General features: G+C 48.7%; 1 protein-coding gene. It reads left to right on the top strand.

Going from position 1 to position 1,890, the window contains the following annotated elements; all coding sequences use genetic code 11:
- The first annotated feature begins 141 nt into the window (after positions 1-141).
- A complete protein-coding gene (locus EYQ01_10035; GenBank protein HIE66122.1) occupies positions 142-1,764 on the top strand; it encodes a hypothetical protein in 1,623 nt (540 codons plus the stop codon).
- The last annotated feature ends 126 nt before the right edge of the window (positions 1,765-1,890 follow it).

Below are 1,890 nucleotides of genomic sequence, written 5' to 3'. Positions count from 1 at the left end.
CTTTGAGAGGTCAGTATTCTCAGAGGGGTGCTTACCTAGCCCCTCTGAATGCTACTGGGGTCAGAGGGCTCGCTCACATAGCCCTTCTAGCCACAAGATATTCCATTATTTGAAATAATAAAAACGTTGGAGAAAGGCAACATGGAATGGGATGAAGAGGAGGACGGCCCGTATCCTGATTTCTTTTTCCCGAATGGATATTACTGGGGGGATATGAAGCACGGTCTGCCCAATGGAAGGGGTGAGGCTGCCTTTCACGATGGTTCGCATTACAACGGGTTCTTCGAAGACGGGGAGTTCCAGTCGCCGTGGTGGATCGAAAGGTTCGGCTCGCAAATCAGACGTCCGTTGAGGAATTGGAAGTCACTTGCGCATGCTTGGAAGGCATTTGCGCCCTATATGCCAAGTTACGAGCAGTTCCAGTTCTCTGGCGGAGGGATTTACTTCGGGTGGTTCAAGGATGGGTTGCCTGATACTTCTATGCCAGACGATGGATCTCTTGATGCACAAATTTTCCAATATTCCATGTGGGTCGACGGTGGTTTTTCTGAAAGATTCTCCTCGGGCTGGACCTTCCAGGGCCATGTTTCAGCGGGAAGGAAGACTGAAGGTTATTTTTGTCCCGAGTTGGGGTCTGACTCAGTCTTGAGGAATCTGACGCATCCTGTGAATTCAAATTTTTTGACAAACATCAGGCTAAGATGGAGAGACCAGTATCATGGCAAATGGGTTGGAGAGGATTTCCATCCTCGAAGTTTCAAGAAAATATGGGACTTTCCAACCTTCCTGGAAACTACCAAGGGGAGTGGGATCAGAGTCAATGAGAACACCTGTAAAGTGATAGAAGACTTGAGGAGAAGGCACCTTCAATGCTTGGAATTGAGTATTGATAAGGCGCTCAAGGGGGCATCTTCCCCTTATCCGAAGTATTTTGGATTGGACTTTGCTGCTTATGAAAAAGACTATGAAAATAATTTTGAGGAAGATGATTGGTATAGAGTTCAGGAAGAAACCCAAGAAATGGATATGCTGCTGAGACTTAAGGAATTAGATTGGACAGCAAGCTTCGAGTATTACTACAAGGGGGAGTTCAAGGACCTAATTCCTCACGGCAAGGGTGAGTTGTTACTCACTGGACCTTACAGTTACGTTGGAGAGTTCAGAGAAGGAAAATACCACGGTGAGGGAGTTGAGGTATTCCACGGCGGAGTCACAAGGGGGCTGTCTTTTGGGATTCCTAAGAACCTGGGAGTAGATGAGATCCTAAATCTGGATAAAGATGCAATAAGTGCCATGAATTTGGACGATTTCGTATCGGCTTTCACCGAAGATCGGGAGAGGGGGGAGTATCATGGCCAGTTCGTGAATGGGATTAGGGAAGGCAGGGGAATCCTAGAACTGGATTTCGATGAAGATGGGATTCCGTGGAAAATGTTCGAGGGCGAGTTCGCAAACGGCAAGCCTACCGTCGATGGGGTTTGGACCTACCCTGGGAAAGAATCTCTAGAGAAGAGTGCCAAGGAGATTGCTTTCAGAATTGAGAATAAGCAAACCGGGGCGCCAAAGATAGATTGGGAAGACAAGGAGGAATGTTGGCAGAATAACTCCGGTGCTTGTGTTTACTGCGGAAAGAGCTCCATCGAAGCCCCGGTTTCCTTCTGGTGGGAGATCTATCCGAAACTCACTCTAGTGCTCGCTTGCAATGAATGCTCCGAGGATAAATTCTCCAACCTCAACGGAGATGCCATGGACCCCCTCTCGTGATATCGGATTGATGGGGCCAGAGGGGACCCCTCTGACTAGCCGGCTGATCTAGGGTACCCACTGACGTACAGGCGCTTCAGAGGGCCCTCAATGGGCCTTGGGAGAGCGGCCGCTGTCTTTGAAGAG

This window comes from Candidatus Manganitrophaceae bacterium, assembly GCA_012960925.1.
In the GTDB taxonomy this organism is placed as follows: domain Bacteria; phylum Nitrospirota; class Nitrospiria; order SBBL01; family JAADHI01; genus DUAG01.
Note: the sequence above shows the minus strand (reverse complement) of the source record. Positions and strands in the feature narration are given on the sequence as shown.

Bases quoted from the DNA above. Each gene is read 5' to 3' on its own strand.
- EYQ01_10035 (HIE66122.1), top strand. From the start codon at position 142: ATGGAATGGGATGAAGAGGAGGACGGCCCGTATCCTGATTTCTTTTTC.